1 protein-coding gene is annotated in these 1,118 nt (G+C 53.2%); it reads right to left on the bottom strand.

Annotated elements, in window-relative coordinates:
* On the bottom strand, positions 1–1,118 hold a 1,118-nt coding region (locus R7190_RS25705), incomplete at both ends, for a tandem-95 repeat protein (protein ID WP_318137658.1).

Genomic DNA, 1,118 nt, shown 5'->3' on the forward strand with positions numbered 1-1,118 from the left:
TCCACGACCGTCGCTTTGTCTGCCACGATGTCCGCCACTGGCGCAACCGTAAAGTTCACCGTTTGGCTAACGCTTTCACCGCTTGGATCGGTAGCCGTAAAGGTCAATGCTTCAGAGCCGTTCCAGTCCGCAGTTGGAGTGAACGTAGCAATGCCATTGACGATCGCCACTTGAATGTTGCTGTTGCCAGAAACGCTGAAGGTCAGCTCGCCATCGACGTTATCCACATCGCTGAAAGCGGTATTTAGATCGATGCTGTATGGCGTAAAGTCTTCTGCCAAGGTTTGGTCTGCAATGCTACTTTCAACCACAGGCGTGTCGTTCACCGCATTTACGGTGACGTTGACCGTCGCTTGATCAGTCAGCGAACCATCGGTGATGGTGTAAGTGATTTCGGCGTCACCATTGAAGTTCTCGGCCGGTGTGAAGACCAGTTTGCCGTCAACAATCTCTACTGTGCCTTGTGTTTCAGGTACGGACGCCGATTGGATAGACAGCGTATCACCATCGATGTCGGTGTCGTTTGGCAGAACATCAATTGTCACTGGCGTGTCTTCGTCAGTAACAGCGGTATCACCTTTTGCCACTGGCGCATCATTGACTGGTGTGACATCGACGTTCACCGTGGTGGACTCCGATACCCCACCCGAGGTAACGATGTAGGTGAAGCTGTCTGCCCCGTGGTAGTTGTCGTTTGGCGTGTAAGTGACGCTGCCATCCGGGTTGACCGAGACCGTGCCGTTGGCTGGACCGTTATTGCTATCCAGCGACACCACTTTGTCGTCGCCTTCGAACGTGTCGTTACCTAAGACCTTAATGATGGTCGGCGTGTCTTCCACAACCGTCGCGCGGTCAGATTCAATATCTGCCACAGGCGCTACCGTAAAGTTCACCGTTTGGCTGACGCTTTCACCGCTTGGATCGGTGGCAGTAAAGGTCAATGCTTCTGAGCCGTTCCAGTCTGCGGTTGGAGTGAACGTAGCAATACCGTTGACGATCGCCACTTGAATGTTGCTGTTGCCAGAGACGCTGAAGCTCAGATCGCCATCCACGTTATCCACATCGCTGAAAGCGGTATTCAGATCGATGCTGTATGGCGTAAAGTCTTCCGCCAAGGC

It is taken from the genome of Vibrio sp. 1078-1 (genome assembly GCF_033340475.1).